The organism is Sphingopyxis sp. UBA6723, assembly GCF_002454115.1.
Classification (GTDB): domain Bacteria; phylum Pseudomonadota; class Alphaproteobacteria; order Sphingomonadales; family Sphingomonadaceae; genus Sphingopyxis.
In genome coordinates this window covers 1-23,184 of the sequence record NZ_DKIH01000012.1, presented here as the reverse complement: position 1 = coordinate 23,184, position 23,184 = coordinate 1, and the positions used below count along the sequence as shown (strand labels likewise).

The following is a 23,184-nucleotide window of genomic DNA, read 5'->3' as shown; positions in this document are numbered from 1 at the left end:
ATGGCCTCATGGACCCCGGATCAAGTCCGGGGTGACGAGTCCATGAGGTCCGCTTCCCACCCCAAAGCCGACGCCGCGCCCCCTCCCCATCCGATTCCGATTGACCACCACCCAAAACGATATAAATATGATATCATCTTTATATCGAGTCGGAGGGCAAATATATGGTCGAGGGAACAACACCGGCGCTGAACCGCAGTCGCGAGACGCGGGCGATGACGCAGAGCGGTTATCTGATGCTGCTGATCTGGGTGCTGCTGGCAGGCGTCGCAGCGTGGGCGGGGATCAGCAATGCGACCGCGGAATTTGAGGTGGCGTGGAAATGGGCGGTCGTTGCGATTTCCGCAGTCGTCGGCTTCCTGATCCTGTGCGGCTTTTACCTGATCAATCCCAACGAGGCGGCGGCGATCCAGCTGTTCGGGGCGTATAAAGGCACCGACCGCGAGGAGGGGCTGCGCTGGGTGCTGCCGTGGCTGACGCGCAAGAAGATCGCGGTGCGCGCGAACAACGTCATTTCGGACAAGATCAAGGTCAATGACCTGCGCGGCAACCCGATCGAGATGGCGGCGCAGGTCGTGTGGCGCGTCACCGACACCGCGCAGGCGCTGTTCGACGTCGACGATTACAAGGAATTTGTGATGGCGCAGATCGAGGCCGCGGTGCGCTCGATCGGCTCGCGCTATCCCTATGACGACATCGAACATCAGGAAATCACGCTGCGCGGCAACCATGACGAGGTCGGGGTCGAACTGCGCAAGGCGCTGATCGAGCGGCTGAGCGTCGCCGGGATCACCGTCGACGAGTGCGGACTGACGCACCTGGCCTATGCGCAGGAAATCGCCGGCGCGATGCTGCGCCGCCAGCAGGCCGAGGCGGTGATTTCGGCGCGCAAGAAGCTGGTCGAGGGCGCGGTGACAATGGTCGAAATGGCGCTCAACCTGCTCGCTGAAAAAGGCGTCGTCGAACTCGACGACGAGCGCAAGGCGGCGATGGTGTCGAACCTGATGGTCGTGCTGTGCGGCGAACGCGATACGCAGCCGGTGGTGAACGCCGGATCGCTTTACTGATGTAGAAATCCCGTTCGTGTCGAGCGAAGTCGAGACCCCCGCCGTGGGCATACGACCTCCCGGCATCTCGACATCGCTCGATGCGAACGGGGATTGAGGTTCAACCTATGCCGACGTCCGTCAAAAAAGCCTTTGCCCTCCGTCTTGACCCCGCGCTGTATGCAGCGGTCGAGCGGCTGGCGGCGGACGAACTGCGCAGCGCCAATGCCGAGATCGAGGTGTTGCTGCGCGAGGCGCTGGCGCGGCGCGGGGTGAAGCCGAAAGCCGCGGCGCCCGCCAAGCGCGGGCGACCGCCTAAAGAGGAGAGCGGATCATGATGCACCTGTTCATGCGCAAAGGGCCGTGGTTTCGCGCCAAGCGCCATGGGTTTGGCACCGGGTTGCCGATCGTTTGGGAGGGCTGGCTTTTTATCGCGCTGCACGTGGCGATGATCACGGGGCTGGCGGCGGCGTTGCAGGACCGACCGGTGGCGATGACCATCGCGGTGATCGTCGCGGGGTTGGCGCCGATGCCAATCTATCGCGCCAAGACCGAGGGCGGCTGGCGCTGGCGGTGAGTTAGGTCGAGGTGGCTTTGGGATAGGAAGCTACCGCTCCACTTCGTCATCCCGGGCTTGACCCGGGACCCCGCTTCTTGCGGCGATTGCCGACCTTCCACGCAAAGCGGGACCCCGGATCAAGTCCGGGGTGACGAGAATTTGATGGCGGTTCCGTATCGAAAGCCGTCGCCAGATGCTTTTCCACCGCTAGCGCCGCGACCCCGCTTGCCCCCCAAGGGGTTGATGGTTAAGGCCGATGGTCATGACTAGTACGCCCGCCCCCGTCCGTATCGCCCCGTCGATCCTGAGCGCCGATTTTGCCGCGCTGGGACAGGAAGTGCGCGCGATCGAGGCGGCCGGCGCCGACTGGGTCCATATCGACGTGATGGACGGCCATTTTGTCCCCAATCTGACGATCGGCCCGGCGGTGGTCAAAGCGTTGCGACCGCACTCAACCCTGCCCTTCGACGTCCATTTGATGATCAGCCCGGTCGATCATTTCCTCGACGCCTTTGCCGCGGCAGGCGCCGACATCATCACCGTCCACCCCGAGGCGGGGCCGCATATCCACCGCAGCATCCAGCACATCAAGTCGCTGGGCAAGCAGGCGGGGGTGTCGCTGAACCCGGCAACCCCGGCCAAGATGCTCGACTATCTGATCGACGACATCGACCTGGTGCTGATCATGAGCGTCAATCCCGGCTTCGGCGGCCAGAGCTTTATCACGAGCCAGCTGCGCAAGATCGAAGCGGTGCGCAAGATGATCGACAAGAGCGGCCGCGACATCCGGCTGGAGGTCGATGGCGGTATCGATGCCGGCACCGCGCCGATGGCGATGGCCGCGGGCGCCGATGTGCTGGTGGCGGGGACCGCGACGTTCAAGGGTGGTCCCGATGCCTATGCCGACAATATCCGGCGGCTGCGGGGCGCCTGACCGATGGAGGGGAGACCGTTGACTTCGGCCCCTGCCGACCCGCCGCTCGACCTGGCCGACGACGCGCCGCCGATCGACGATTCGATCGAGCCCGGCAAACGACTGATCCGCCTGCCCGCCGACAAGGGACTGTCGCTGGGCGACCGCGTCGCCAATGCGATCACCCGGCTGACCTGGCGCACGCCCTTGCACGCCTTTCGCCTCAAGGGCCGCTTTCCGCTCAAACTGCTGGGCGTGCCGGTCGATCCGGTACCCGGCGACACCCGTGCGGGGACCGCGATCCGCGCCGGGCATTTCCTCCACCGCGGCTTGAAGCTGCCGCTGGGCGAGCTAGATTTTGCGGCGCTGACCGTCGCGCCGACCTTTGCCGACTATCTCCACAGCTTTGCCTGGCTGCGCGATCTCGCCGCCACCGGCACCCGTGCCGATGGCGCGCCGATCGCCGAAGCGGTGGTCCGCCACTGGCTCGGCACGCATGGCGAGGCGGTGAGCGAACCGGCGTGGAAGGCCGACAACACCGCGTGGCGCATTCTGTTCTGGGCGGCCCACGCGCCGCTGATCCTGTCGTCGAGCGACCTGGTCTATCGATCGGCGGTGCTCAACCACCTCGCGCGCGCGGCGCGACACTTGGACCGGGTTGCCGACAAGACGCGGCCGGGCACCGGCCAGATGGTCGCGTGGGTCGGCATCGTCGCCGCGTCGCTGCTGATGCCCGGCGGTGAGCCGCGGCAGGTGTTCGGCGAGGCAGGGCTGCGCAAGGTTCTGGAGACCAGCTTCTATGCCGACGGCGGCAATATCTCGCGCTCGCCGCAGGCGCAGCTCGACGCGGTCATGGCGTTGTCGATGCTTGCCAAAGTTTATGACATGCGCCGCATGGAGGTGCCGCCATTCGTGCAGGAAGTGCTGGCGCGCGCGGTCCCGGCGCTGCTCGGGCTGCTGCACAGCGACGGCGGCATGGGCAGCTGGCAGGGCAGCGGCGCGACGTCGGCGGCGACCGTTCAGGCGATCATTGCCGCGAGCGGGGTGCGCACCCGGCCGCTGAAACAGGCCCGCGACTGGGGGTATCAGCGGCTGGTCGCCAACAAGGTCGTGCTGCTCGCCGACGCGGCACCGCCACCGATTGCGCGGGTCACCGAAGCGGGCTGTGCCTCGACGCTGGCGTTCGAGCTGTCCGACGGCGACGAGCGCATCGTCGTCAATTGCGGCGGCGCGGCGCTGACCGGCGCGACGATTCCTGCCGATCTGGCGCGCGGCCTGCGCACCACCGCGGCGCATTCGACACTGATCCTGGCCGACACCAATTCGACCGCGATTCTGGCCAACGGAACGCTGGGCAAAGGCGTGACCGAGGTCGAGCTCGACCGCCGCGAGACGCCGCAGGGCAGCCGCGTCGAGATGAGCCACGACGGTTATGCGCGGCGCCACGGGCTGATCCACCGCCGCCTGCTGATCCTGTCGCCGAACGGCCGCGAGCTACGCGGCGAAGATATGCTCCTCCCGGCCCCGCGCACCCGGCGCAAGGGCGACAAGGGGTTCGCGCTGCGCTTTCACCTCGGCCGCAACATCTCGGCCAGCCTGACCGCCGACAAATTGGGCGCGCTGCTCCGCATCAATGGCGGCCCGCTGTGGCAATTCCGCACCTCCGAAGGCGCGCTCGATGTCGAGCAAAGCCTGTGGGTCGACGGCGAAGGCCGCCCGCACCCGACCGAGCAGCTCGTCGTCACCGGCATCGCACCGGCGGGCGGGGCGAGCATCGGGTGGATTTTCAAGCATATCGGGTGAGGCCGGCGGCGCAGCAAATTTCCTGAACGCCGTATATCCGCGCAATTCCGTGCGCTTGCCCCCCGCGTTGGAGCCCGTGTTTCAATCGTGTGACATCTCCGTAACACAGCGGTCATTTTGCGCTGTCAGTGGCCCCTCGACTCGCCGGAAGCCAACAGGATTCGGCGATCTTTCCACTGTTTGGGGGTCTCCATGTTCCAGCTTCGCACCATTCGCTCGCGTTTCCTGATCGGCACCTGCCTTTCGCTTGCCGCGGCTTTTCCCGCCACGGCAGTCGCTTCCGAAATCATTGGCACGGTTTCCGACGCCAGCGAAACGCGCGCGCTTCAGGGCGCCGAGGTGCGGATCGTCGAGCTCGGCCGCGTTGTCGAAGCGGGCCGCGACGGCAGCTTTCGTTTCACCGACGTCCCCGCCGGCACCTACACGCTGGAAGCGCGCTACAGCGGCGCCGATGTGGTGACGCGCACCGTCACCGTCGCCGAAACCGGCAGCGTCAGCGCCAATATCCTGCTTGGGACCGACGGCACCATCCTGGTCGTCGGCCAGTCGGCCAGCCTGTCGAGCAGCCTGTCGCGCCAGCGCGCCGCCGACGGCGTCGAAAGCGTGCTGACCCGCGACGCGATCGGCCAGTTCCCCGACCAGAATGTCGCCGAATCGCTGCGCCGCCTGCCCGGCATCAACATCCTGGCCGACCAGGGCGAAGGCCGTTTCGTGTCGGTGCGCGGGCTTGACCCCGAACTCAACGCCGCGTCGATCAACGGCACGCGCATTCCGGCGCCCGAAAGCGACGTGCGCTCGGTCGCGCTCGACGTCGTCGCCGCCGAGCTGATCGAATCGATCGAGGTCAAGAAATCGCTGACCCCCGACATGGACGCTGACACAATCGGCGCGTCGATCGAGATCAACACGACGAGCGCCTTTGACCGCCGCAAGGATCTGCTCTCGGTCAAGCTGGAGGGCAGCTACAACAATTATGCCGATGCGCTGACCCCCAAGGGCAGCCTCGATTTTTCGACCCGAATCAGCGAGAATTTCGGCATCGCGGGCGGCGTCAGCTATTATCGCCGCAAGTTCGAAAGCGACAATATCGAGGGCGCCGACTGGACGGTCAGCGATGACGGCATCGCCTATGCCGAGGAATTGCAGTATCGCGACTATGACGTCGAACGCGAGCGTATCGGCGCGACCCTGAACCTCGATTTCCGCGCCAGCGATTCGACCAAGCTTTATGCCCGCGGCATCTATAGCCAGTTTTCCGACCAGGAATATCGGGGCGACGTGATCCTGATCATGGACGAGCAACCGGTGGCCGCGCAAAGCTCGGACACTTCGGCGTTCTTCACCGACGAAGACGGCCGCATCGAAGTGCGCCGCCGGATGAAGGACCGCTACGAAGAACAGAAAATCAAATCGGTCACCGTCGGCGGCGAAACCGAAACCGGGCCGTGGAAACTGACCTATTCGGCGGCCTGGGCCGAGGCGAGCGAGCGCGAGAATGGTTCGGTCGATCCCACTCGCTTTCGCGCCCGGTTCGACGGCGACGGCGTCGACCTGAATTTCGACTATGCCGATCCCCGCCGCCCGATCTTCACCGTGTCGGGCAACACGGCGCTGTTTAACGATCCGGCCGAATATGGTTTCAACGAGCTGGAGCTGACCGCGCTGTCGGACGCGCGCGATCGCGAGTTCACGCTGCGCGGTGACGTCGCGCGCGAATTTGCGCTGACCGATGGCACCTTTACCGTGCAGGGCGGGGTCAAGTCGCGCTGGCGCGAAAAGACCTATGATTTCGATGCGCTGGTATTCGACGATTATGACGGCGACTATAGCCTGGCCGACGTCGTCGGTGGTCAGACTTATCGCATCCAGAACCTTGGCCCGCTCCCGACACAGCGCGGCCCGACGGATTTCTTCAACAGCAACCGCGATAATTTCGAACTGAACGCGGTGGATACCGACATCAACTCCGCGTCCTCCGACTATGCGATCGACGAGGATGTGCTCGCCGGATATCTGCTCGGCCGTTTCGACAACAGTGATCTGCGTATCATCGGCGGCGTGCGCGTCGAACGCACACGCAATGACATCCGCGCCTTCGTCACCCAGACCGACGGCGACGATGTGTTCGTCACCCCGAACCGCGTCACACGCAGCTACACCGACTGGCTGCCCAGCCTGACGCTGCGGTACGAACCGGCGCAAAATACCGTACTGCGTCTGGCGGGTTACAAGAGCCTGGTGCGCCCCAAATTGTCGAACCTCGCGCCTCGTGTGCTGGTTAACGAGGATGACGAAGCCGAGTTTGGCAATCCTAACCTGCGCCCGTACAGCGCGTGGAACATCGACGCGTCGGCCGAATGGTATTTCGGCAATAATTCGGCGCTCACCGCCGGGGTGTTCTGGAAGTCGATCAAGGATTTCATCGTCACGCTGAACGACCCCGATCCGGGCAGTGTGTTCGGCGTCGATTATGACAGCGCCACCACCTTCGTGAACGGCGAAACCGCCAAGGTGAAGGGGCTGGAGCTGTCCTTCTCGCACCGTTTCGCATCGCTGCCGTCGCCGTTCGACGGGCTGCTGATCAACGCCAACTATACCTATACCGATGCCAAGGGGACGGTGTTCGATGGCGACAATCTGACCGACCCGCGCCGCATCACGCTACCGTCGGCGTCGAAGCACACGTTCAACGCGGTGCTGGGGTATGAAAAGGGGCCGTTGTCGCTGCGCGCCGCGGGCACCTATCGTGACAAATATCTCGATGAGCTGGGCGGCAGCGCCGAGGAAGACCGCATCGTCGACCAGCATTTCCAGCTCGACCTGTCGGCCAAGGTGCGCGTGACCAAGGGCGTCCGCCTGTTTGCCGAATGGGTCAACGTCACCGACGCGCCCTATTTCGCCTATCAGAACTTCGCCGGTGCCAAGCGCATCCTGCAATATGAAAAATACAGCTGGACGGCGAAATTCGGCGTCACCGCCAGTTTCTGATGGCGAACATGAAGCGTCCGGGCAGAGGCGTGGCCGCGATGACTTCGCTGGCCGCTGCCATTTTGGCAGCCGCGCCGGCGGCGGCAGCGCCGCCGACGACCGGATTCGCGATTGTGACGCAGACGGAGGATGGCCAGCCCATCCCCCGCTCGGCGGGGCTACCTTATGCGCCCAAGAATCTTCCCGACCGCATTGTCCTGACGCCGGGCGCCGACCCGGCGCGCGACATGGCGGTCGCCTATCGCACCGACACCGCACAGGCCGAGTCCCAGGCCCAGATTGCGGTGTCGGTCGACGGGCCCACGCTGGAGGAAAAGGCGTTGCTCGTCACTGGCACCTCTCTGCCGGTCGACAGCAGCTATGGCCGGGCGCTGTACCATCAGGTCCGGTTCACCGACCTGACACCCGACACCGTCTATGCCTACCGCGTCAAAGGCGCCGCGGGATGGAGCGAATGGCACCAGTTCCGCACCGCCGCCGCCGAAGCCAAACCCTTTCGCTTCCTCTATCTGGGTGACATCCAGAACGGCATTTTGACCTATGCCAGCCGCGTGATCCGACAGGCGTTTCATGCGCATGGCGACATCCGCCTGACGCTCCACGCAGGCGACCTGGTCGGCCAGCGCGACGACCTCGACCATGACGATGAATGGGGCGAATGGAACCAGGCGGGCGGCCATCATTATGCGATGGTTCCGCAGCTTCCGGCGACCGGCAATCACGAATATGTCGACCATATCCTGCCGGGCGGCACCGAAAGCCGCCGCCTTGGCCCCTATTGGCCCGCGCAATTCGCGCTGCCGTCGAACGGCGTCGATCCGGTGAAGGCGACGACCTATTATGTCGATTATCAGGGGGTGCGTTTCATCATCCTCGACGGCACCGCCGCGATCGACCTGGGGTCGATGGAGCAACAGACCGCGTGGCTCGACGCGACGCTCGCCGCGAGCAAGGCGAACTGGAATGTCGTGCTGTTTCACCAGCCGGTCTTTACCTGCGCGCGCCCAAACGACACCGCCGCGGTCAAGGCGGCGTGGAAGCCGGTGTTCGATAGGCGCAAGGTCGATCTGGTGCTCCAAGGGCATGATCACTGCTACAGCCGCCTGACGTCCGAAGCGGGGCGCGCGGCAGGTACCAAGGTGCGTGCCGACGGTGGCATTCAGGGGCCGGTCTATCTGGTGTCGGTGACGGGATCGAAGATGTATCGACTGAACACGCGCGCGCCCAACCAGCCTGACAAGGTCGCCGAGGCGACCGAGCTTTACCAGATCGTCGATGTCGAACCGCGGCGACTGAAATTCCGCACTTTTACCGCGACGGGCAGTTTGTACGATGGTTTCGACCTCGAACGTACCGCCGCGGGAAATCGCCTCAGCGAAATCAGCGAGTCGACGATTGCCGCACGCACCTGCAAGGGTGAAATCGGCCCCGACGGCGGTCTTTGCGTCGCGACTGGCAAATAGCGTAAAGGAAATGGCGATGATCCGGATGTTGAAACCGTTGGGCGCCTGCGCCGCCGTCGCCGCGCTCGCCGGATGCGCCGCGGGCGAACCCATGATCACCGGCCTGCCGCCCGTCGCGGTGACCGCGAGCGGCGAAACCGCGCCGGTCGGCACCGGGCGTGCCGATGCCGCCGACGATCCGGCGATCTGGGTCGATCCCGCCAATCCGGGCCGCGCGCTGATCATCGCGACCGACAAGAAGGCCGGGCTGCATGTCTATGACCTGACGGGCAAGGATCTGGCCTTTCTGAAAAGCGGCCTCGTCAACAATGTCGATGTCGTCGGCGATATCGTGGTCGCGAGCGACCGCAACGACGGGGTGAATGCGCATCTGGCGGTGTACCGCCTCGACGGCGCCAAGCCTGCGCTCACCGCATTGGGCCGCGCGGCGGCGGGGCGCGGCGAGGCCTATGGCCTGTGCCTGAAAAAGACCGCACCGGGGGCGCCGATCACCGCGGCGTTGATCGTCAAGGACGGCACGGTGCGCGTTGGTACCTTGACGGTCGATGGCACGCCGACCTTCACCGTTCAGTGGGAGCACAAGATCGCGACCCAGTCCGAGGGGTGCGTGTTCGACGGCGATACGCTGTATGTCGGCGAAGAGGTCGGCGGATTGTGGGAATTGAAGCAGAACGGCACGGGCGCCGCAGCGCGGCTGGTCGCGCCGATCGACAACCAGCGGCTCGTTGCCGACCTCGAAGGGCTGGCGACGATCGACCACAAGGGTCAACGCTACCTGATCGCGTCGAGCCAAGGCGACAATGCCTATGCGGTGTTTCGCCTGCCCGGCGTCGAATATGTCGGGCGCTTTGCGGTGGCCGCAGGGGCGTTCGGCGCGACGAGCGAGACTGACGGGATCGAAGCGATCGCGGGCAATTTTGGCGCCGCCTATCCCGACGGCATCTTTCTGGCGCAGGATGGCGACAATGCGCCGAAGGCGCAGAATTTCAAACTGGTGCGGTGGGACCAGATTGCGACGGCGCTGGGGCTTTAGGCCTCGCGACGAAACCGGATTGGGCGCCCCTGCGAAGGCAGGGGCCTATCTCCGATCGGTGCCAGATCGAGCCGACAGGAGATGGGTCCCCGCCTTCGCGGGGAAACGGCGTTTTTATAGGGCGACGCACAGCTTGCGATAGCAGGCATACCCGCCTAGGGCGGCGGCGTCTTTCCCATCCTGCAAAGGCCGCCCTTTCCCATGACCGACCTGATTCCCGTCCGCCGCGCCCTCCTGTCCGTCAGCGACAAGGCGGGGCTTGCCGATCTGGCCGCGGCGCTCGTCAAACATGGCGTCGAGTTGGTCTCGACCGGTGGAACGGCAAAGGCGCTCCGCGACGCGGGGCACACAGTGCTCGACGTCGCCGACCTCACCGGCTTTCCCGAGATGATGGACGGGCGGGTCAAGACGCTGCACCCGACTGTCCATGGCGGCATATTGGCGGTGCGCGATGATGCGGCGCATGTAGCGGCGATGGAGACGCATGGCATCGGTGCGATCGATCTGGTCGTCGTCAACCTCTACCCCTTTTTGCAGACGGTGACGTCGGGAGCCGATCGCCACACGATCATCGAAAATATCGATATCGGCGGCCCCGCGATGGTGCGATCGTCGGCGAAGAACCATGCTTTTGTGAACATCGTCACCGAGCCCGAAGACTATGCCGCGGTGATCGCCGAGATGGGCGCGAACGGCGGCGCGACGACGCTGGCGCTGCGCAAGCGCCTTGCCGCGACCGCCTTTGCCCACACCGCGACCTATGACAGCATGATCGCGCGCTGGTTCGCCATCGCTGATCAGGGCAAGACCTTCCCCGACACCCTGCCGCTCACCGCGAAGCTGGCCAGCGAACTGCGTTATGGCGAAAATCCGCATCAGACTGCGGCACTTTACATCCCTGCCGTCCCCGGCCCGCGCGGCATTGCCGGGGCGCAGCAGGTGCAGGGCAAGGAGCTCAGCTACAATAATATCAACGACGCCGATGCGGCGCTCGACTTGGTATCAGAGTTTCGCGAAGCCGATCCGACCTGTGTCATCGTCAAGCATGCCAACCCCTGCGGCGTCGCGAGCGCGGCAACGATCGCCGAAGCCTATGATGCGGCGCTGAAGTGCGACGATGTATCGGCGTTCGGCGGGATCATCGCGGTCAACCGGCCGCTCGACGGCGCCACCGCCGAAGCGATCAGCGGTATTTTTACCGAAGTCGTCTGCGCCCCCGACGCCGATGCCGATGCGCGCGCGGTGTTCGCGAAGAAAAAGAACCTGCGCCTGCTGCTGACCGGCGAACTGCCCGATCCGGCGCGCGGTGGGCTGGTGCTGAAGACTATTACCGGCGGGTGGCTGGCGCAGAGCCGCGACAATGGCCGCATCACCCGCGCCGACCTGAAAGTCGTCACCGAGCGCGCCCCGACCGAAGAGGAGCTGGCCGACGCGCTGTTCGCGTGGACGGTCGCCAAGCATGTGAAGTCGAACGCGATCGTTTATGCCAAGGGCGGGTCGACCGCGGGCATCGGCGCGGGGCAGATGAACCGCCGCGACAGCGCGCGCATCGCCGCGGTCAAGGCGCGCGAAGCCGCCGAGAGCCATGGCTGGGCGCAGCCGCGCACCGTCGGCAGCGCGGTCGCCAGCGACGCTTTCTTCCCCTTTGCCGACGGCTTGCTGGCGGCGGTCGAGGCGGGCGCGACGTGCGTCATCCAGCCGGGCGGGTCGATCCGCGATGACGAGGTGATCGCCGCCGCGAACGATGCGGGGCTGGCGATGCTCTTCACCGGCATGCGCCACTTCCGACACTGATTGGAGCGCGACATGGCCATCCATATCGACCCGACCGCGCGACCGACGGCCAAAAGCCTGCTCGCGCGCCTGTATAACTGGACGATCGCCAAGGCGGCGCATCGCCATGCGCAGTGGTGGCTGTTCGCGATCGCTTTTATCGAATCGAGCTTTTTCCCGATCCCGCCGCACCCGGTGCTAGGGCTGATGTGCCTCGCCGAACCGAAACGCGCGGTGCGTTTTGCCGCGATATGCACCCTCGGGTCGGTGCTGGGCGGGCTGTTCGGCTATGCTATCGGCTATTTCCTGTACGAAAGCATCGGCCTGTGGCTGCTCGGCGCGCTGGGGCTGACCGAGAAATTCCCCGTCGCGGTGTGCTTCCTCAACCAATATGACGCCGAGGCGATCATCATCGCCGGGGCAACGCCGATCCCGTTCAAGCTGATGACGCTGACCGCGGGCTTTACCGGCATGGATCTGGCGACCTTTACCGGTGCCAGCATCGTCGGGCGCGGGATGATCTTCATGGCGGTGGGCGTACTGTTCCGCCTGTTCGGCGCGCCGATCAAGGCGTTTATCGAGAAATATCTGGGCATGGTGACGACCGCCTTTGTCGCGCTGGTCATCGGCGGATTCCTAGTCCTGGGTCTGCTGTCGGGCGACGGCGAAAAGACCGCCGATGTGTGCAGCGGCGCGACGATGGAGAGCATCCAGCGCCGCTAAAGCGAGCCGTCGTGCAACCTGGCGGCGCGCCGAGGATTAGGGGCGTGTCGCGTCGGCCGCGGCACGGAGCATCCCATGACGAACACCCCCACGCGCGCGAACGAAGCGTCGGTCACCCACCATCGCGATCTGCGCACCGGCCAGTCGATCTGGTCGGCGCGGCGACGCCCGCGTGTGCCAACCCAGCCCCTGAGCCGCGACATCCGCTGCGACGTCGTGATTATCGGGGCGGGGATTTCGGGAGCGCTGATTGCCGAAACCTTATCCGAAGCGGGCTTAAAGGTCGTCGTCGTCGATCGCCGCGGCCCGCTCGACGGATCGACCGCGGCGTCGACCGCGATGCTGCAATATGAAATCGACACCCCGCTGTCGCTGCTGTCCGAGCGGATCGGCCGCGACCGCGCCGAGCGATTATGGCGCCGCTCGCGCCAGTCGGTCGACGCGCTGCGCGAGCGAACCGAGCGGTTGGGGTTGAAGGTCGACGCCGCGACGCGCGGCTCCATCTACCTGCACGGCAATGTCCTCGATGCCGAGGGTCTTGCCCGCGAAGCCGATGCGCGGCGGCGCGCGGGGTTCGAGATCGAGCTGCTGAAACCCGCCGCGGTGCTCGATCGCTATGGCATCAAGGGGCGCCACGCGATCATCGGGTTCGGCAATTATTCGGCCGATCCGCGCCAGCTCGCGGCAGGCTATTTGAACGTCGCGATCGGGCGCGGGGCGCGGGTCTATAGTCCGGTGGACATTTGCGATGTCGCGCCTGGCGAAAGCGGCGTGACGCTCCAGAGCACCGATGGGCGCGAAATCCGCGCGCGGTATCTGGTCGTTGCAACGGGCTATGAGATGATGAAGGGTGTACCGCGCAAGGGGAACAAGATCATCTCCAGCTGGTCAATCGCGACCAAGGCGCAGCCGCGCGCGATCTGGCCGACCGCGGCGATGATCTGGGAAGCTGCCGATCCTTATCTCTACATCCGCACCACGCCGGCGGGCGAAGTGATCTGCGGCGGCGAGGATGAAGAGATCAGCGATGCGGGCGAGCGCGATGCGAAGATCGCCGCCAAGACGGCGACCCTGTCGCGCAAGCTCGGCGCGCTGCTGCCGATGATCGACGCGACGCCGGTGCATGCCTGGGCGGGCAGCTTTGGCGACAGCAAGACCGGCACCCCGACGATCGGCCGCATCCCGCGGATGCCGAACTGCTATGCCGCGATGGGCTATGGCGGCAACGGCATCACCTTTTCGATGATGGCGGCGCAGATGCTGCGCGGGCTGATCTGCGGCGACGGCGACCCCGACGCCGATCTCGTCAGCTTTTCGCGGAAGTTTTGAGGGCTAGGCGGACAAGCGGCGGCTGCGCAGCGCGCAAACACTCCGTTCGTGTCTAGCGACGTCGAGACACGCCGCGTTTGTGTGCGCCTTCACGTATCTCGACTTCGCTCGATACGAACGGTGAGGGAGGTCGGCTTATTCGTTCGCGGCGGTGTGCAGCCAGTCGGCGTGGCGCGGCGCCTTCTTGGTCTGGCTCCATTCCTCCAGCATCAGCGGCGCGACGCGCTTGAGCTCGGCATATTGCTCGGCGGTGCCGATGTCGCACGCCAGTTCGACGCGGTGGCCGTTGGGATCGAAGAAATAGATCGACTTGAAAATGCCGTGATGCGTCGGGCCGAGGACATCGACGCCTTCGCTTTCGAGATGTGCCTTCGCCGCGACCAGTTCGTCATAGCTGCCGACCTTGAACGCCAGATGCTGGACCCAGGCCGGGGTGTTCTCGTCGCGGCCCATAACGGGTTGGTTCGGCAGTTCGAAGAAAGCGAGGATGTTGCCGTTCCCCGCGTCGAGGAAGACGTGCATATAGGGGTCGTACTCGCCGGTCGACGGGACATGATCCTCCGCAAAGGCGGTCGTATAGGTCATGCCGAGCATCCGCTCGTACCACTCGACCGTCTGCTTCGCATCCTTGCAGCGATAGGCGGCGTGGTGGACGCCGCCGAGTTTGATGGGGGATTGACTGGTCATTTTACCCAACTCCGTTGGTGCTGAGCTTGTCGAAGCACCGTTCTTCTTCCCGCGCGCAAAGAAAAGGACAGCCCTTCGACAAGCTCAGGGCGAACGGTGAAGGGGTCAAGCGGGTTCTTTGATTTCCAGCGCGCCGCGGCGGATCTGGTCCATTTCCATCGATTTGAACAGCGCGGTGAAATTGCCCTCGCCAAAGCCTTCATCCTTCTTGCGCTGGATGAATTCGAAGAAGACGGGACCAATCACGGTCTGACCGAAAATCTGGAGCAGCAGACGCGGGTCACCGTCTTCGGTCGAGCCATCGAGCAGGATGCCGCGCGATTGCAGTTCTTCGACCGGCTCGCCATGGCCGGGCAGGCGGTCGGCGAGCATTTCATAATAGGTTGCGGGCGGCGCGGGGGCGAAGGGATTGCCGAGCGCTTTCAGCTTGTCCCACGCGGCGTAAAGATCGTCGCAGCTGAACGCGATATGCTGGATTCCCTCGCCATTGTAAGCGCGTAGATATTCCTCGATCTGGCCGCCGCCACCGGCGCCTTCTTCATTGAGCGGAATGCGGATCTTGCCGTCGGGGGCGGTCATCGCCTTTGACGTCAGCCCGGTATATTCTCCTTTGATGTCGAAATAGCGGATCTCGCGGAAGCCCGCGATGCGTTCGTAAAATGCCGCCCAATGCGCCATGCGGCCGCCATAGACATTGTGCGTCAGATGATCGATCAGCTGCATCCCGGCGCCGACCGGATGGCGATCGACACCCTCCTCATAAACGAAATCGATGTCGTAGATGCTGAGGTCGTCGCCATAGCGGTCGATCAGATAGATGATCGAGCCGCCGATGCCGCGGATCGCTGGCAGGCGGAGTTCCATCGGGCCGGGGGTCGTTTCGACCGGTTCGGCGCCGCGCTCGATCGCTTCGGCATAGGCTTTGGCGGCGTCGCGCACGCGCCAGCCCATGCCGCACGCCGACGGGCCATGTTCGGCGGCGAAATAAGCTGCGGGCGATTTGGGTTCGTAATTAGCAATCAAGTTGATGCCGCCCTGGCGCCACAGCTGGACGTCTTTCGAGCGATGATGCGCGATCTGGGTAAAGCCCATCGCCTGGAAAACCGGTTCGAGAATGCCCTTTTCGGGCGCGGAGAATTCGACGAATTCAAAACCGTCGAGGCCCAGCGGATTGTCGAACAGGTCGGCCATGATCATTGTCCCATCTAGTTTCAATTGAAACTAATATCGCCGAGGCGAGGCGCTGAGTCAAGGTCCGCTGCGGACAGGCGTCGACGGCTGCGCCAAGGGCCGATCGTCGGACATACCCGCGCGCGCGATCCGGATCTGGTCAGGCTGCCCGATCCGGACCTGGACCTGATAATAATATTTGTCGGTGGGCTTTCCGTCGTCACCAAAGAAGACGATCCTGACCCGCTGCGCTACGCCGCGAACCAGCACCGTCCGTCCCTTGAACCGCTTTTCCGCGCCCGCCAGCCCCTCACGGCCAACCATTTCGGCCATCACCGCCGCAGGCATTGCGATGGTCAGGCAATTGCGGTCGCGATAATCGACCTCGGAGTTGAGGTAGTAAAAGCCCTTCTGCTCACCGACCGCCTTGACCTCCATCCGGAACGTCCCGGCGATTCCGGCCTTTGGTGCAAGATAAGACGCGTAAGTGACCGCCTCGACGGGTGAGATGCAATCGTCGCTACATTCGATCGGCCGCGGCCGAACCGCGACCGGCGACGGCATGGTGACGACCGGATTGTTCAACAGCAGCAACAACGCCGACAGTGATATCATCTTGTTTCCCCGCGCGATTCGAATGGCATTCTCCGCACCATCCTCGCCGGTTCGTCGCTTCGCCGCAATCCCTCGCGCGCGCTCAGGCCGCCGCGCCCTCCAACGCCTCCAGCGCTTCGCCCGCCGCAACCCAGCGCGCTTCGGCCGCTTCCTGCGCCGAAACAATCTTGCCGCGGCGCTGCGACAGCTCGCTCATCGTCAGGCCTTTATATTCGTTCGCGGCGCCTTGCGGGTCGAACATCGCCCGATCAATTGCCGACAGGATCACCTGATATTTGGCAAGGTCAGCCTCGGCGTCCGACACCTCTTTGCGCACCTTCGCTGCGGCGTCGCGCGCCGCAGCGGCGGCCTTGCGGTCTTCTTTCTTGTCGGCTTTCGACACGCGGTCCTTTTGCGGACCTTTGCCCAGGATCATGTCGACATAATCGTCCATGCTGCCGTCATATTCGCGCGCGGTGCCGTCATCGACGAGAACCAACCGGTCGGCGGTGAGTTCAAGCATATGGCGGTCGTGGCTGACGAGCACTACCGCGCCGTCGAAGCCGTTGAGCGCCTGCACCAGCGCCTCGCGCGCATCGACGTCGAGGTGGTTGGTCGGTTCGTCGAGGATCAGCAGGTGCGGCGCGTCGCGGGTGATCAGCGCCAGCGCCAGCCGGGCACGTTCGCCGCCCGACAGCTTCTTGACCTCGGTCGTCGCCTTGTTGCCCGAAAAGCCGAACCGGCCGAGCTGGGCGCGGATCGCCGCCTGCGTCTTGCCCTCCATCACTCGCGTCATATGCGCGAGCGGGGTGTCGCTGCCGTCGAGTTCCTCAACCTGATATTGGGTGAAATAGCCGACGCGCATCTTGCCCGACGCTGCCATCGCGCCTGCCATCGGGGTCAGCTGCGCCGCGAGCAGGCGTGCCAGCGTCGTCTTGCCGTTGCCGTTGCGGCCGAGCAGCGCGATGCGGTCGTCGGGGTCGATGCGGAGGTTCAGCCGCTGGAGCACCGGCTTGTCGGCGTAACCGACGCTAGCAAGGTCGAGCGTGATCAGCGGCGGTTTCAGCTCATCCGGGCTCGGGAAATCGAAAGCGAGCGTCTGATCCTCGGCGAGCGCAGCGATCGGCTGCATCCGCGCCAGCATCTTGGCGCGCGATTGCGCCTGTTTGGCGGTGGAGGCGCGGGCGCTGTTGCGCGCGACATAGTCCTGGAGCTTGGCGCGCTGGGCGTCCTGCGACGCCTTCGCTGCGGCGAGTTGCGCCGCGCGTTCGGCGCGCTGGCGCTCGAATGCGTCATAGCCGCCGGCATAAAGCGTGACCTTGCCGCCCTCGAGATGCAGGATATTATCGACGACATTGTTGAGCAGGTCGCGCTCGTGGCTGATCACCACCAGCTGCCCCGGATAGGCGCGGAGGAAATTTTCGAGCCACAAGGTCGCTTCGAGGTCGAGGTGGTTCGACGGTTCGTCGAGCAGCAGCAGATCAGGTTCGGAGAACAACAGCGCCGCAAGCGCAACGCGCATCTTCCACCCGCCCGAGAAGCTGTCGAGCGGCTGGGCCTGCATATCCTCGTCGAAGCCGAGCCCGATCAGGATGCGGGCGGCGCGCGCGGGGGCGGTGTAGGCGTCGATCGCGATCAATCGTTCGTGGATGTCGCCGAGCTTGTCGGGATCCTGTTCGGTCTCCGACGCCGCCAGCAATTCGGCGCGCTCGGTATCTGCGGCGAGCACAGTGTCGAACGGCGTCGCGGTGCCGCTCGGCGCTTCCTGCGCGATATAGCCGACGCGCGTCTTGCGCGGCATGTCGATGCTGCCTTCGTCAGCCTCGAGCTGACCGATCATCACCTTCATCAGCGTGGATTTGCCCGCGCCGTTGCGCCCGATCAGCCCGACGCGGCTTTTCGCCGGCAGGCTCGCCGTGGCGCGTTCGAGGATGGCGCGCCCGCCAAGGCGTACAGTGATTCCGTTGATCGTCAGCATGGGCGCGCGCCTAGCATGTTGCGGCGCACAACCCAAGGGCCGGACTGGCATTTGGCGCGCAGGTGGTTCAAATGCGGAGGATGACCGACCTCGCCCCCTTTCACATCGCTTTTCCCGTCGACGATCTGGACGCCGCGCGCCATTTCTATGGCAGCATACTCGGCTGCCCCGAGGGGCGCAGCGATGCCGACTGGATCGACTTCAACCTCTACGGCCACCAGATCGTCGCGCACCGCGTCGATCGGCGCGAAGCGGTGGTGGGGCATAACCCGGTCGATGGCCATGCGGTGCCGGTTCCGCATTTCGGCGTCGTCCTGCCGCCCGTGGAATGGCAGGCGCTCGCCGACCGGCTGGTCGCGCATGGCGTCGCGTTCGTTATCGAACCGCAGACGCGCTTTGCCGGGCAGCCGGGCGAGCAATCGACGATGTTCTTTCTCGACCCGGCGGGCAATGCGCTTGAGTTCAAGGCCTTTGCTGACATGAGCCAGCTCTTCGCCACCTGAGCACGAGTGACCGGGCCCTACCAAGCTCGCTCCCAAAAAATCTGGAGCGCCGCAGACGCTGTCCCCTTGGCGAAGGCTCGCCTGCTTTCTGTTTGACGTCTGTTTGACGTTCGCCGCCGTACGAGCGCCCTTTCAGCATCGTCGGACGTGCCGTGGGTGCAGGTCTGCGAAGCGACAGGAGCAGATTATGCCGGATACCATCGAGCTAAACGGGATCAGCCATCATTTCGATACCGCCCGCGAACGGATCGCGCTTTTCCGCGACCTTTCCTACACAATCCGCGCGGATGAAACGCTGGCGATCATCGGCCCTTCGGGGGCCGGTAAGTCCAGCCTGCTGTCGATCGCCGCGGGCCTGGAGATACCGGCGGGCGGCAATGTGCGCTTCACGATCGATGGCGCCGAGGTCGATGCGCTGACGATGCGCGCCAATTCCGGTTTCATTTTCCAGCAGTTTCACCTGATGCCGGAGCTCGACGCGATCGGCAATCTGGCGTTGCCGCTGCGCCTGAAGGGCAACCGCAACGCGTTCGACATCGCCGCGCTCTGGCTTGAAAAAGTGGGGCTGAAAGATCGCGCCCGCCACCGCCCCCATCAGTTGAGCGGCGGCGAGCAGCAGCGGATTGCGGTGGCGCGGGCCTTTGTGACCGCGCCGCGTTTCATTTTCGCCGACGAACCCACTGGCAATCTGGACCGGCACACGTCCGAAAGCGTCGCCGCGCTGATGTTCGACTGCGCGCGGGAGACCGGGTGCGGACTGGTGATCGTGACCCATAGCCGACAGCTGGCGATGCGGGCTGACGCAAGCGTGCTTCTCGACGCCGGACAGCTGAAGGCTGCGGCGTGAACAGGTTGACACTGATCCTGGGAAACAGCTGGCGTGACCTTCGCGGCAGCGACGGGCGCATCAGCATGGCGACGCAAACGGCGCTGCTGTTTTTCCTGCTGACGCTGACGCTCACCAGCGCGTCGATCCAAAACTATCTGGCCGATAATCTCGATCAGATGCTGGGGTCGGACCTGGTGGTTGAAAGCCATTCGCCCTTGACGGAAGATGACGAAGCCGCATTCCGAGCGATGGCGGGCGGCCTGTCGGTCACGCAGCTGGCCGATATCACCCTTACGCACAAGGATGAATGGGCGCGCGTGCAGCTGAAGCTGGTCGATGATGCCTATCCGTTGCAGGGCAATCTCCAGATCGGCGACACCCCCGTCGCTACGCAGCGCGCGGTCAGTCGCGGCCCAAACGTCGGCGAGATCTGGATCGATTCGCGGCTCGCCGTCAAACTGGGCACACAGGTGGGCGACATTCTCACCATCGGTGACGTCGACTTGACGCTCAGCGCCGTCCTGTTTCACGAGCCCGACCGCATCATGGAAGGCCATAGCGTGGCCATGCGCGCCATGGCGCACGCCAAAAGTCTCAATGGCGCGTCGATCGAGAGCAGCAAGGGGCGCACGCGCTATCTCGTCACCGCGAATGAAACCCAGCAGCAGGCGATTGAAACCTGGTCGCGGCAGACCTTGCCTGGCGCCAGCGTCACCACAAAATTCGGCGGCCAGCACCCGCTCGCCAGTTTCTGGCAACGGACCGAAAACTTCCTCGGCCTGGCATCGGTGATCCTGTTCTTCATGGGCGCGGTAGCGCTGGATATGACCAATCGCCGCTGGCTTGCCAAAATGCGCTATCGGCTGGCGATCTATGCAAGTTTCGGCACGCGCACGTGCACCGCCATGCTGATGGCGCTGGGCGAATGGCTGGCGGGCTTCCTGCTATCGATCACCCTCGCCAGCGCGTTGGCGATATGGGCATACGCGTGGATCATCGCCGAACTGCAAGGATATTTTCCCGGGCTCCGTGCCGGTTGGCACGTGGAATCCGCCCTGAAGACCATCGGTCTTTTCTTTCTGCTGCTGCTCGCGCTTCAGATACCCAGCTTCATCCAGCTGTCGCGCGCGTCGTTGCTTTCGCTCATCCGCAATCCGACCGAAAACAGCCATGTTGGGCAGCGGCTGTTCTGGAGCATCACCGCAGTCACCCTGCTCGCCGCCGCCTATTCGGACAATATGCTGCTGACCGGCATGACGCTCACCGCCATTGCCGCGGCGCTCGCCCTGATGGCGGTGCTGACCTGGGCGATCATCCGGCTGGGCGACCTGTGGGGCCTCCGCCGCGCTGGCCTGCTGCCCTTTGCCTTTTTCATGATGCGGCAGCGGCTGTTCGCCAAATCGGCGCAGGTGATGGGGCTGGGATTGTGCGGGCTGTTGCTCCTGTTTTCGCTGATGCTGATGCGCGATCTTGGCACGACGATGGAAGGCTATGGCCGCAACCACGACGGCAATCTGATGATCGCCGAAGCCCAGTCCGACCAGATTGACGCTATCCATGCCTGGGCGCAGCAGACCGGCAGCAACGTCCGGACGCTGCGCCCGTTCGTGTCGGCACAGTTGGTGTCGGTGAACGGCCAGGCCTTGGTGGATATGCAGAAACCCAGCGACACGCTGGCCACACTCAAAGATCCGATCCGGCTGAGCTGGACGGATGCCATGCCGCAAAACAACCGCCTTGTTGGCGGCAAATGGTGGCGGCAAGGGACCGCAAACTGGCAACAGATTTCCGCCGAACCGGAAGTGATGACAGACATGGGGTTCAACTATGGCGACACGCTTACCTATCAGATCGGCGGCGGATCCTATGACTTCACGCTGGTGGCCAGCCACGCCTACCAGCCGGGCGCCGGGTCGATCACTTTCTGGTTTCAGGTTCCATTGTCGGCCAAGGCGCAAATCGATGCCCCAACCCGCTATATGGGCAGCATGGAATTGCCGGAACCAGCATGGGATGCGCTGGCCGGCCTTTGGCAGCAATATCCCACCCTCTCGCTCGTCCCGCTGCAGGAACTAACCGAACGGTTTGACCAGACACTCGGGATCGTCACCAAAGTGACGAGCGGTTACGCGGCCATGGTGCTGTTGCTGGCGCTGTTCGTGCTCGCGGCGTCGGTGAGCGGCTTTAGCGCCGATGACCGCCAGAAAAATGGTCTGCTAATGAGCATGGGGCTCCGGGAGACCGACTGTCTGAAGCTGAACTTTTATGATTGGGGCGTCACCGCGCTCATCGCCGCCGCCGGGGCTGTCGCGGGAACTTGGAGCGCGGGGCTGCTGATCTACCAGGCTCAGTTCAACCTGACGTACAACCCTGACATTCTGTGGGTGGTGGCGATGGTCGTTGCCATGGTGGCGACCGTGTGCTTCGTGGGCTACCTCGCCTGCCGCCAGAGCCTCAAGGTCTCGGTACGGGATCTGATGGCGACATAGATCACCTGCTTTGTGGGCACGAAGGATCACGAAATATCATGCTGCGCGCCGCGGCGCGGCTTTGCGAGTATCCGAAACAGGGTCGGGGTGCGGACCTTCATTCTATCGTCGTCGCGATGCAGGGGCGCTCGCAAGCGGCGAGCCATTACGCGAAGGCGGCGGCTCTCTTAGGTTGCCGGCAGATGTTCGATCCAGATCGGCACGACCGACCGATAACGCCAGTTGTGGACATTTGATTTCGATGCGACTTTGCACCGATGATCCTTCACAATGCCGAAGCAGAGATGGCCTTCGTTGCGTCCTTCGAGGCGCGTTTCCCGTATGTCGACGCGTCCGCATCGACGCTTATACGTCAAGGATGGGCAATCTCCCTGAATGCTGCCTTCTGTGTTTTGAATGAACTATGCCGTCCGCCCCACCTCGACCCCCGCACGGTCTCGAACGACCGGTTACGCGAGCTGGTGTTTGAGTGGACGTCGGGCCCCGATCACCCCCTAAAGGCCTCAGTGCTCCATGCTGCTAACGCGTTGATCGACGATAGGCCCTTGCATTGGAGGGAAGGCGTCGAACTTATGCGGCAAGTTGGAAGCTATGATGGACAGCGAGCTGCGGTCGGGATCGTTTACTTCGCGTCTGATGGTGACAGCACCGAAGGTGATGAAGCGCTAACAGATACTCTCATCGGGATACAACAAAGGTGGGACGAAAAATGCGTCTGAGGCAATGCCCGCTAACCACCCCATTTCGGACATTCCGCCGATCGTTTCAGAAGCAACGCGCAGAACAAACAAAAAGCCCGCGATCCCATAGGGAAAGCGGGCTTTTGTTGGTTGCGGGAGTAGGATTTGAACCTACGACCTTCAGGTTATGAGCCTGACGAGCTACCNNTACCGGGCTGCTCCATCCCGCGCCACCAATGTCGCGATGCCGAAGCGATCCGCGAAAACAGCAAAAGGCCGGCATTTCTGCCGGCCTCTAACTTTGTGAATGGGTTTTTCCAATTTTCGACCACACGTCGGCTACAATGCCTGGCGACGTCCTACTCTTCCAGGGCTTGAGCCATAGTACCATCGGCGCTGTCAGGTTTCACGGCCGAGTTCGAGATGGGATCGGGTGGGTCACTGACGCCATGGTCACCAAGCAATGAAGCCGGCGTGGGTCGAATTTGGGTTTCAATCGAATGCCCGTGCAATTTGGCCTGTTTTACAATCATCCACGTCGCGGACAACCTTCAGGCTTTTGGCCCTTCAGGACTGTCGTTGATGGTGGGACTCTTAAGTGCGAATAGAGCAATTAGTATCGGT

Annotated in this window: 18 protein-coding genes, 1 tRNA gene and 1 rRNA gene; 14 read left to right on the top strand and 6 right to left on the bottom strand. The window is 63.9% G+C overall.

What is annotated here, in order from left to right; all coding sequences use genetic code 11:
- Positions 1 to 164: 164 nt before the first annotated feature.
- From B4F07_RS13210 to B4F07_RS13160, 11 genes are all read left to right on the top strand, one after another.
- Positions 165 to 1,067 (top strand): SPFH domain-containing protein, encoded by a 903-nt coding sequence (locus B4F07_RS13210; RefSeq protein WP_293702773.1) that lies wholly within the window; start codon positions 165 to 167, stop codon positions 1,065 to 1,067.
- A gap of 107 nt (positions 1,068 to 1,174) precedes the next feature.
- Entirely contained in the window at positions 1,175 to 1,384 is a 210-nt protein-coding gene (locus tag B4F07_RS13205) for a toxin-antitoxin system HicB family antitoxin (RefSeq protein WP_293702776.1), read from the top strand.
- Positions 1,381 to 1,623: a hypothetical protein gene (locus B4F07_RS13200; protein WP_293702778.1), complete on the top strand. Its 243-nt coding sequence runs from the start codon at positions 1,381 to 1,383 to the stop codon at positions 1,621 to 1,623. Before B4F07_RS13205 ends, B4F07_RS13200 begins: the two co-directional genes overlap by 4 nt.
- 244 nt (positions 1,624 to 1,867) lie before the next feature.
- Complete coding sequence (gene rpe, locus B4F07_RS13195) at positions 1,868 to 2,539, top strand: ribulose-phosphate 3-epimerase (protein WP_293702781.1); 672 nt, start codon at positions 1,868 to 1,870, stop codon at positions 2,537 to 2,539.
- A gap of 3 nt (positions 2,540 to 2,542) precedes the next feature.
- A complete protein-coding gene (locus tag B4F07_RS13190) occupies positions 2,543 to 4,321 on the top strand; it encodes a heparinase II/III family protein (RefSeq protein ID WP_293702783.1) in 1,779 nt (592 codons plus the stop codon).
- Positions 4,322 to 4,513: 192 nt separating this feature from the next.
- Complete coding sequence (locus tag B4F07_RS13185) at positions 4,514 to 7,309, top strand: TonB-dependent receptor (protein WP_293702786.1); 2,796 nt, start codon at positions 4,514 to 4,516, stop codon at positions 7,307 to 7,309.
- Between the two features lie 38 nt (positions 7,310 to 7,347).
- Positions 7,348 to 8,772 carry a purple acid phosphatase family protein gene (locus tag B4F07_RS13180; protein ID WP_293702789.1) on the top strand — a complete coding sequence of 475 codons (1,425 nt, stop codon included), beginning with the start codon at positions 7,348 to 7,350 and terminating at the stop codon, positions 8,770 to 8,772.
- Between the two features lie 16 nt (positions 8,773 to 8,788).
- Positions 8,789 to 9,805, top strand: a complete 1,017-nt coding sequence (locus B4F07_RS13175) for a phytase (protein ID WP_349681329.1) — start codon at positions 8,789 to 8,791, stop codon at positions 9,803 to 9,805.
- Between the two features lie 201 nt (positions 9,806 to 10,006).
- Positions 10,007 to 11,599 carry a bifunctional phosphoribosylaminoimidazolecarboxamide formyltransferase/IMP cyclohydrolase gene (gene purH / locus B4F07_RS13170; protein WP_293702796.1) on the top strand — a complete coding sequence of 531 codons (1,593 nt, stop codon included), beginning with the start codon at positions 10,007 to 10,009 and terminating at the stop codon, positions 11,597 to 11,599.
- Positions 11,600 to 11,656: 57 nt separating this feature from the next.
- Positions 11,657 to 12,301: a YqaA family protein gene (locus B4F07_RS13165; protein WP_293702852.1), complete on the top strand. Its 645-nt coding sequence runs from the start codon at positions 11,657 to 11,659 to the stop codon at positions 12,299 to 12,301.
- Positions 12,302 to 12,376: 75 nt separating this feature from the next.
- Positions 12,377 to 13,630 carry an NAD(P)/FAD-dependent oxidoreductase gene (locus B4F07_RS13160; RefSeq protein ID WP_293702799.1) on the top strand — a complete coding sequence of 418 codons (1,254 nt, stop codon included), beginning with the start codon at positions 12,377 to 12,379 and terminating at the stop codon, positions 13,628 to 13,630.
- A 135-nt stretch (positions 13,631 to 13,765) separates the two neighbouring features.
- Here the strand turns inward: B4F07_RS13160 and B4F07_RS13155 are convergent, their stop codons facing one another.
- The 4 genes from B4F07_RS13155 to B4F07_RS13140 all read right to left on the bottom strand — a co-directional run bounded on the left by B4F07_RS13155 (position 13,766) and on the right by B4F07_RS13140 (position 18,059).
- Positions 13,766 to 14,317 carry a VOC family protein gene (locus B4F07_RS13155; RefSeq protein WP_293702801.1) on the bottom strand — a complete coding sequence of 184 codons (552 nt, stop codon included), beginning with the start codon at positions 14,315 to 14,317 and terminating at the stop codon, positions 13,766 to 13,768.
- 105 nt (positions 14,318 to 14,422) lie between these two features.
- Positions 14,423 to 15,508, bottom strand: coding sequence for a 4-hydroxyphenylpyruvate dioxygenase (hppD, locus tag B4F07_RS13150; protein ID WP_293702804.1), 1,086 nt, complete (start codon positions 15,506 to 15,508; stop codon positions 14,423 to 14,425).
- 57 nt (positions 15,509 to 15,565) lie between these two features.
- Positions 15,566 to 16,102: a hypothetical protein gene (locus B4F07_RS13145; protein ID WP_293702807.1), complete on the bottom strand. Its 537-nt coding sequence runs from the start codon at positions 16,100 to 16,102 to the stop codon at positions 15,566 to 15,568.
- A gap of 82 nt (positions 16,103 to 16,184) precedes the next feature.
- Complete coding sequence (locus B4F07_RS13140; RefSeq protein ID WP_293702810.1) at positions 16,185 to 18,059, bottom strand: ABC-F family ATP-binding cassette domain-containing protein; 1,875 nt, start codon at positions 18,057 to 18,059, stop codon at positions 16,185 to 16,187.
- Between the two features lie 80 nt (positions 18,060 to 18,139).
- Here B4F07_RS13140 and B4F07_RS13135 point away from each other — a divergent pair, with 80 nt between their 5' ends.
- The 3 genes from B4F07_RS13135 (at position 18,140) to B4F07_RS13125 (ending at position 21,880) form a co-directional block, all read left to right on the top strand.
- The gene (locus B4F07_RS13135; protein WP_293702813.1) at positions 18,140 to 18,562 is read left to right on the top strand and encodes a VOC family protein; all 423 of its coding nucleotides are present in this window, start codon (positions 18,140 to 18,142) and stop codon (positions 18,560 to 18,562) included.
- Positions 18,563 to 18,749: 187 nt separating this feature from the next.
- The gene (locus tag B4F07_RS13130) at positions 18,750 to 19,409 is read left to right on the top strand and encodes an ABC transporter ATP-binding protein (protein ID WP_293702816.1); all 660 of its coding nucleotides are present in this window, start codon (positions 18,750 to 18,752) and stop codon (positions 19,407 to 19,409) included.
- Positions 19,406 to 21,880, top strand: coding sequence for an ABC transporter permease (locus tag B4F07_RS13125; protein ID WP_293702819.1), 2,475 nt, complete (start codon positions 19,406 to 19,408; stop codon positions 21,878 to 21,880). The genes B4F07_RS13130 and B4F07_RS13125 overlap by 4 nt, the downstream gene beginning before the upstream one ends.
- 827 nt (positions 21,881 to 22,707) lie before the next feature.
- Here the strand turns inward: B4F07_RS13125 and B4F07_RS13120 are convergent.
- Together B4F07_RS13120 and rrf are read right to left on the bottom strand one after the other, a co-directional pair.
- A tRNA-Met gene (locus B4F07_RS13120) sits at positions 22,708 to 22,790 on the bottom strand.
- Between the two features lie 116 nt (positions 22,791 to 22,906).
- Positions 22,907 to 23,021: ribosomal RNA gene (rrf, locus tag B4F07_RS13115) — 5S ribosomal RNA — on the bottom strand.
- Positions 23,022 to 23,184 lie beyond the last annotated feature (163 nt).

What these genes read in the sequence shown, in the direction of transcription:
- hppD (WP_293702804.1), bottom strand. Translation starts at nt 15,508, where the DNA reads ATGGCCGACCTGTTCGACAATCCGCTGGGCCTCGACGGTTTTGAATTC.
- rpe (WP_293702781.1), top strand. Translation starts at nt 1,868, where the DNA reads ATGACTAGTACGCCCGCCCCCGTCCGTATCGCCCCGTCGATCCTGAGC.
- B4F07_RS13180 (WP_293702789.1), top strand. Translation starts at nt 7,348, where the DNA reads ATGACTTCGCTGGCCGCTGCCATTTTGGCAGCCGCGCCGGCGGCGGCA.
- B4F07_RS13140 (WP_293702810.1), bottom strand. Translation starts at nt 18,059, where the DNA reads ATGCTGACGATCAACGGAATCACTGTACGCCTTGGCGGGCGCGCCATC.
- B4F07_RS13200 (WP_293702778.1), top strand. Translation starts at nt 1,381, where the DNA reads ATGATGCACCTGTTCATGCGCAAAGGGCCGTGGTTTCGCGCCAAGCGC.
- B4F07_RS13130 (WP_293702816.1), top strand. Translation starts at nt 18,750, where the DNA reads ATGCCGGATACCATCGAGCTAAACGGGATCAGCCATCATTTCGATACC.
- B4F07_RS13185 (WP_293702786.1), top strand. Translation starts at nt 4,514, where the DNA reads ATGTTCCAGCTTCGCACCATTCGCTCGCGTTTCCTGATCGGCACCTGC.
- B4F07_RS13190 (WP_293702783.1), top strand. Translation starts at nt 2,543, where the DNA reads ATGGAGGGGAGACCGTTGACTTCGGCCCCTGCCGACCCGCCGCTCGAC.
- purH (WP_293702796.1), top strand. Translation starts at nt 10,007, where the DNA reads ATGACCGACCTGATTCCCGTCCGCCGCGCCCTCCTGTCCGTCAGCGAC.
- B4F07_RS13205 (WP_293702776.1), top strand. Translation starts at nt 1,175, where the DNA reads ATGCCGACGTCCGTCAAAAAAGCCTTTGCCCTCCGTCTTGACCCCGCG.
- B4F07_RS13135 (WP_293702813.1), top strand. Translation starts at nt 18,140, where the DNA reads ATGACCGACCTCGCCCCCTTTCACATCGCTTTTCCCGTCGACGATCTG.
- B4F07_RS13155 (WP_293702801.1), bottom strand. Translation starts at nt 14,317, where the DNA reads ATGACCAGTCAATCCCCCATCAAACTCGGCGGCGTCCACCACGCCGCC.
- B4F07_RS13175 (WP_349681329.1), top strand. Translation starts at nt 8,789, where the DNA reads ATGATCCGGATGTTGAAACCGTTGGGCGCCTGCGCCGCCGTCGCCGCG.
- B4F07_RS13145 (WP_293702807.1), bottom strand. Translation starts at nt 16,102, where the DNA reads ATGATATCACTGTCGGCGTTGTTGCTGCTGTTGAACAATCCGGTCGTC.
- B4F07_RS13160 (WP_293702799.1), top strand. Translation starts at nt 12,377, where the DNA reads ATGACGAACACCCCCACGCGCGCGAACGAAGCGTCGGTCACCCACCAT.
- B4F07_RS13210 (WP_293702773.1), top strand. Translation starts at nt 165, where the DNA reads ATGGTCGAGGGAACAACACCGGCGCTGAACCGCAGTCGCGAGACGCGG.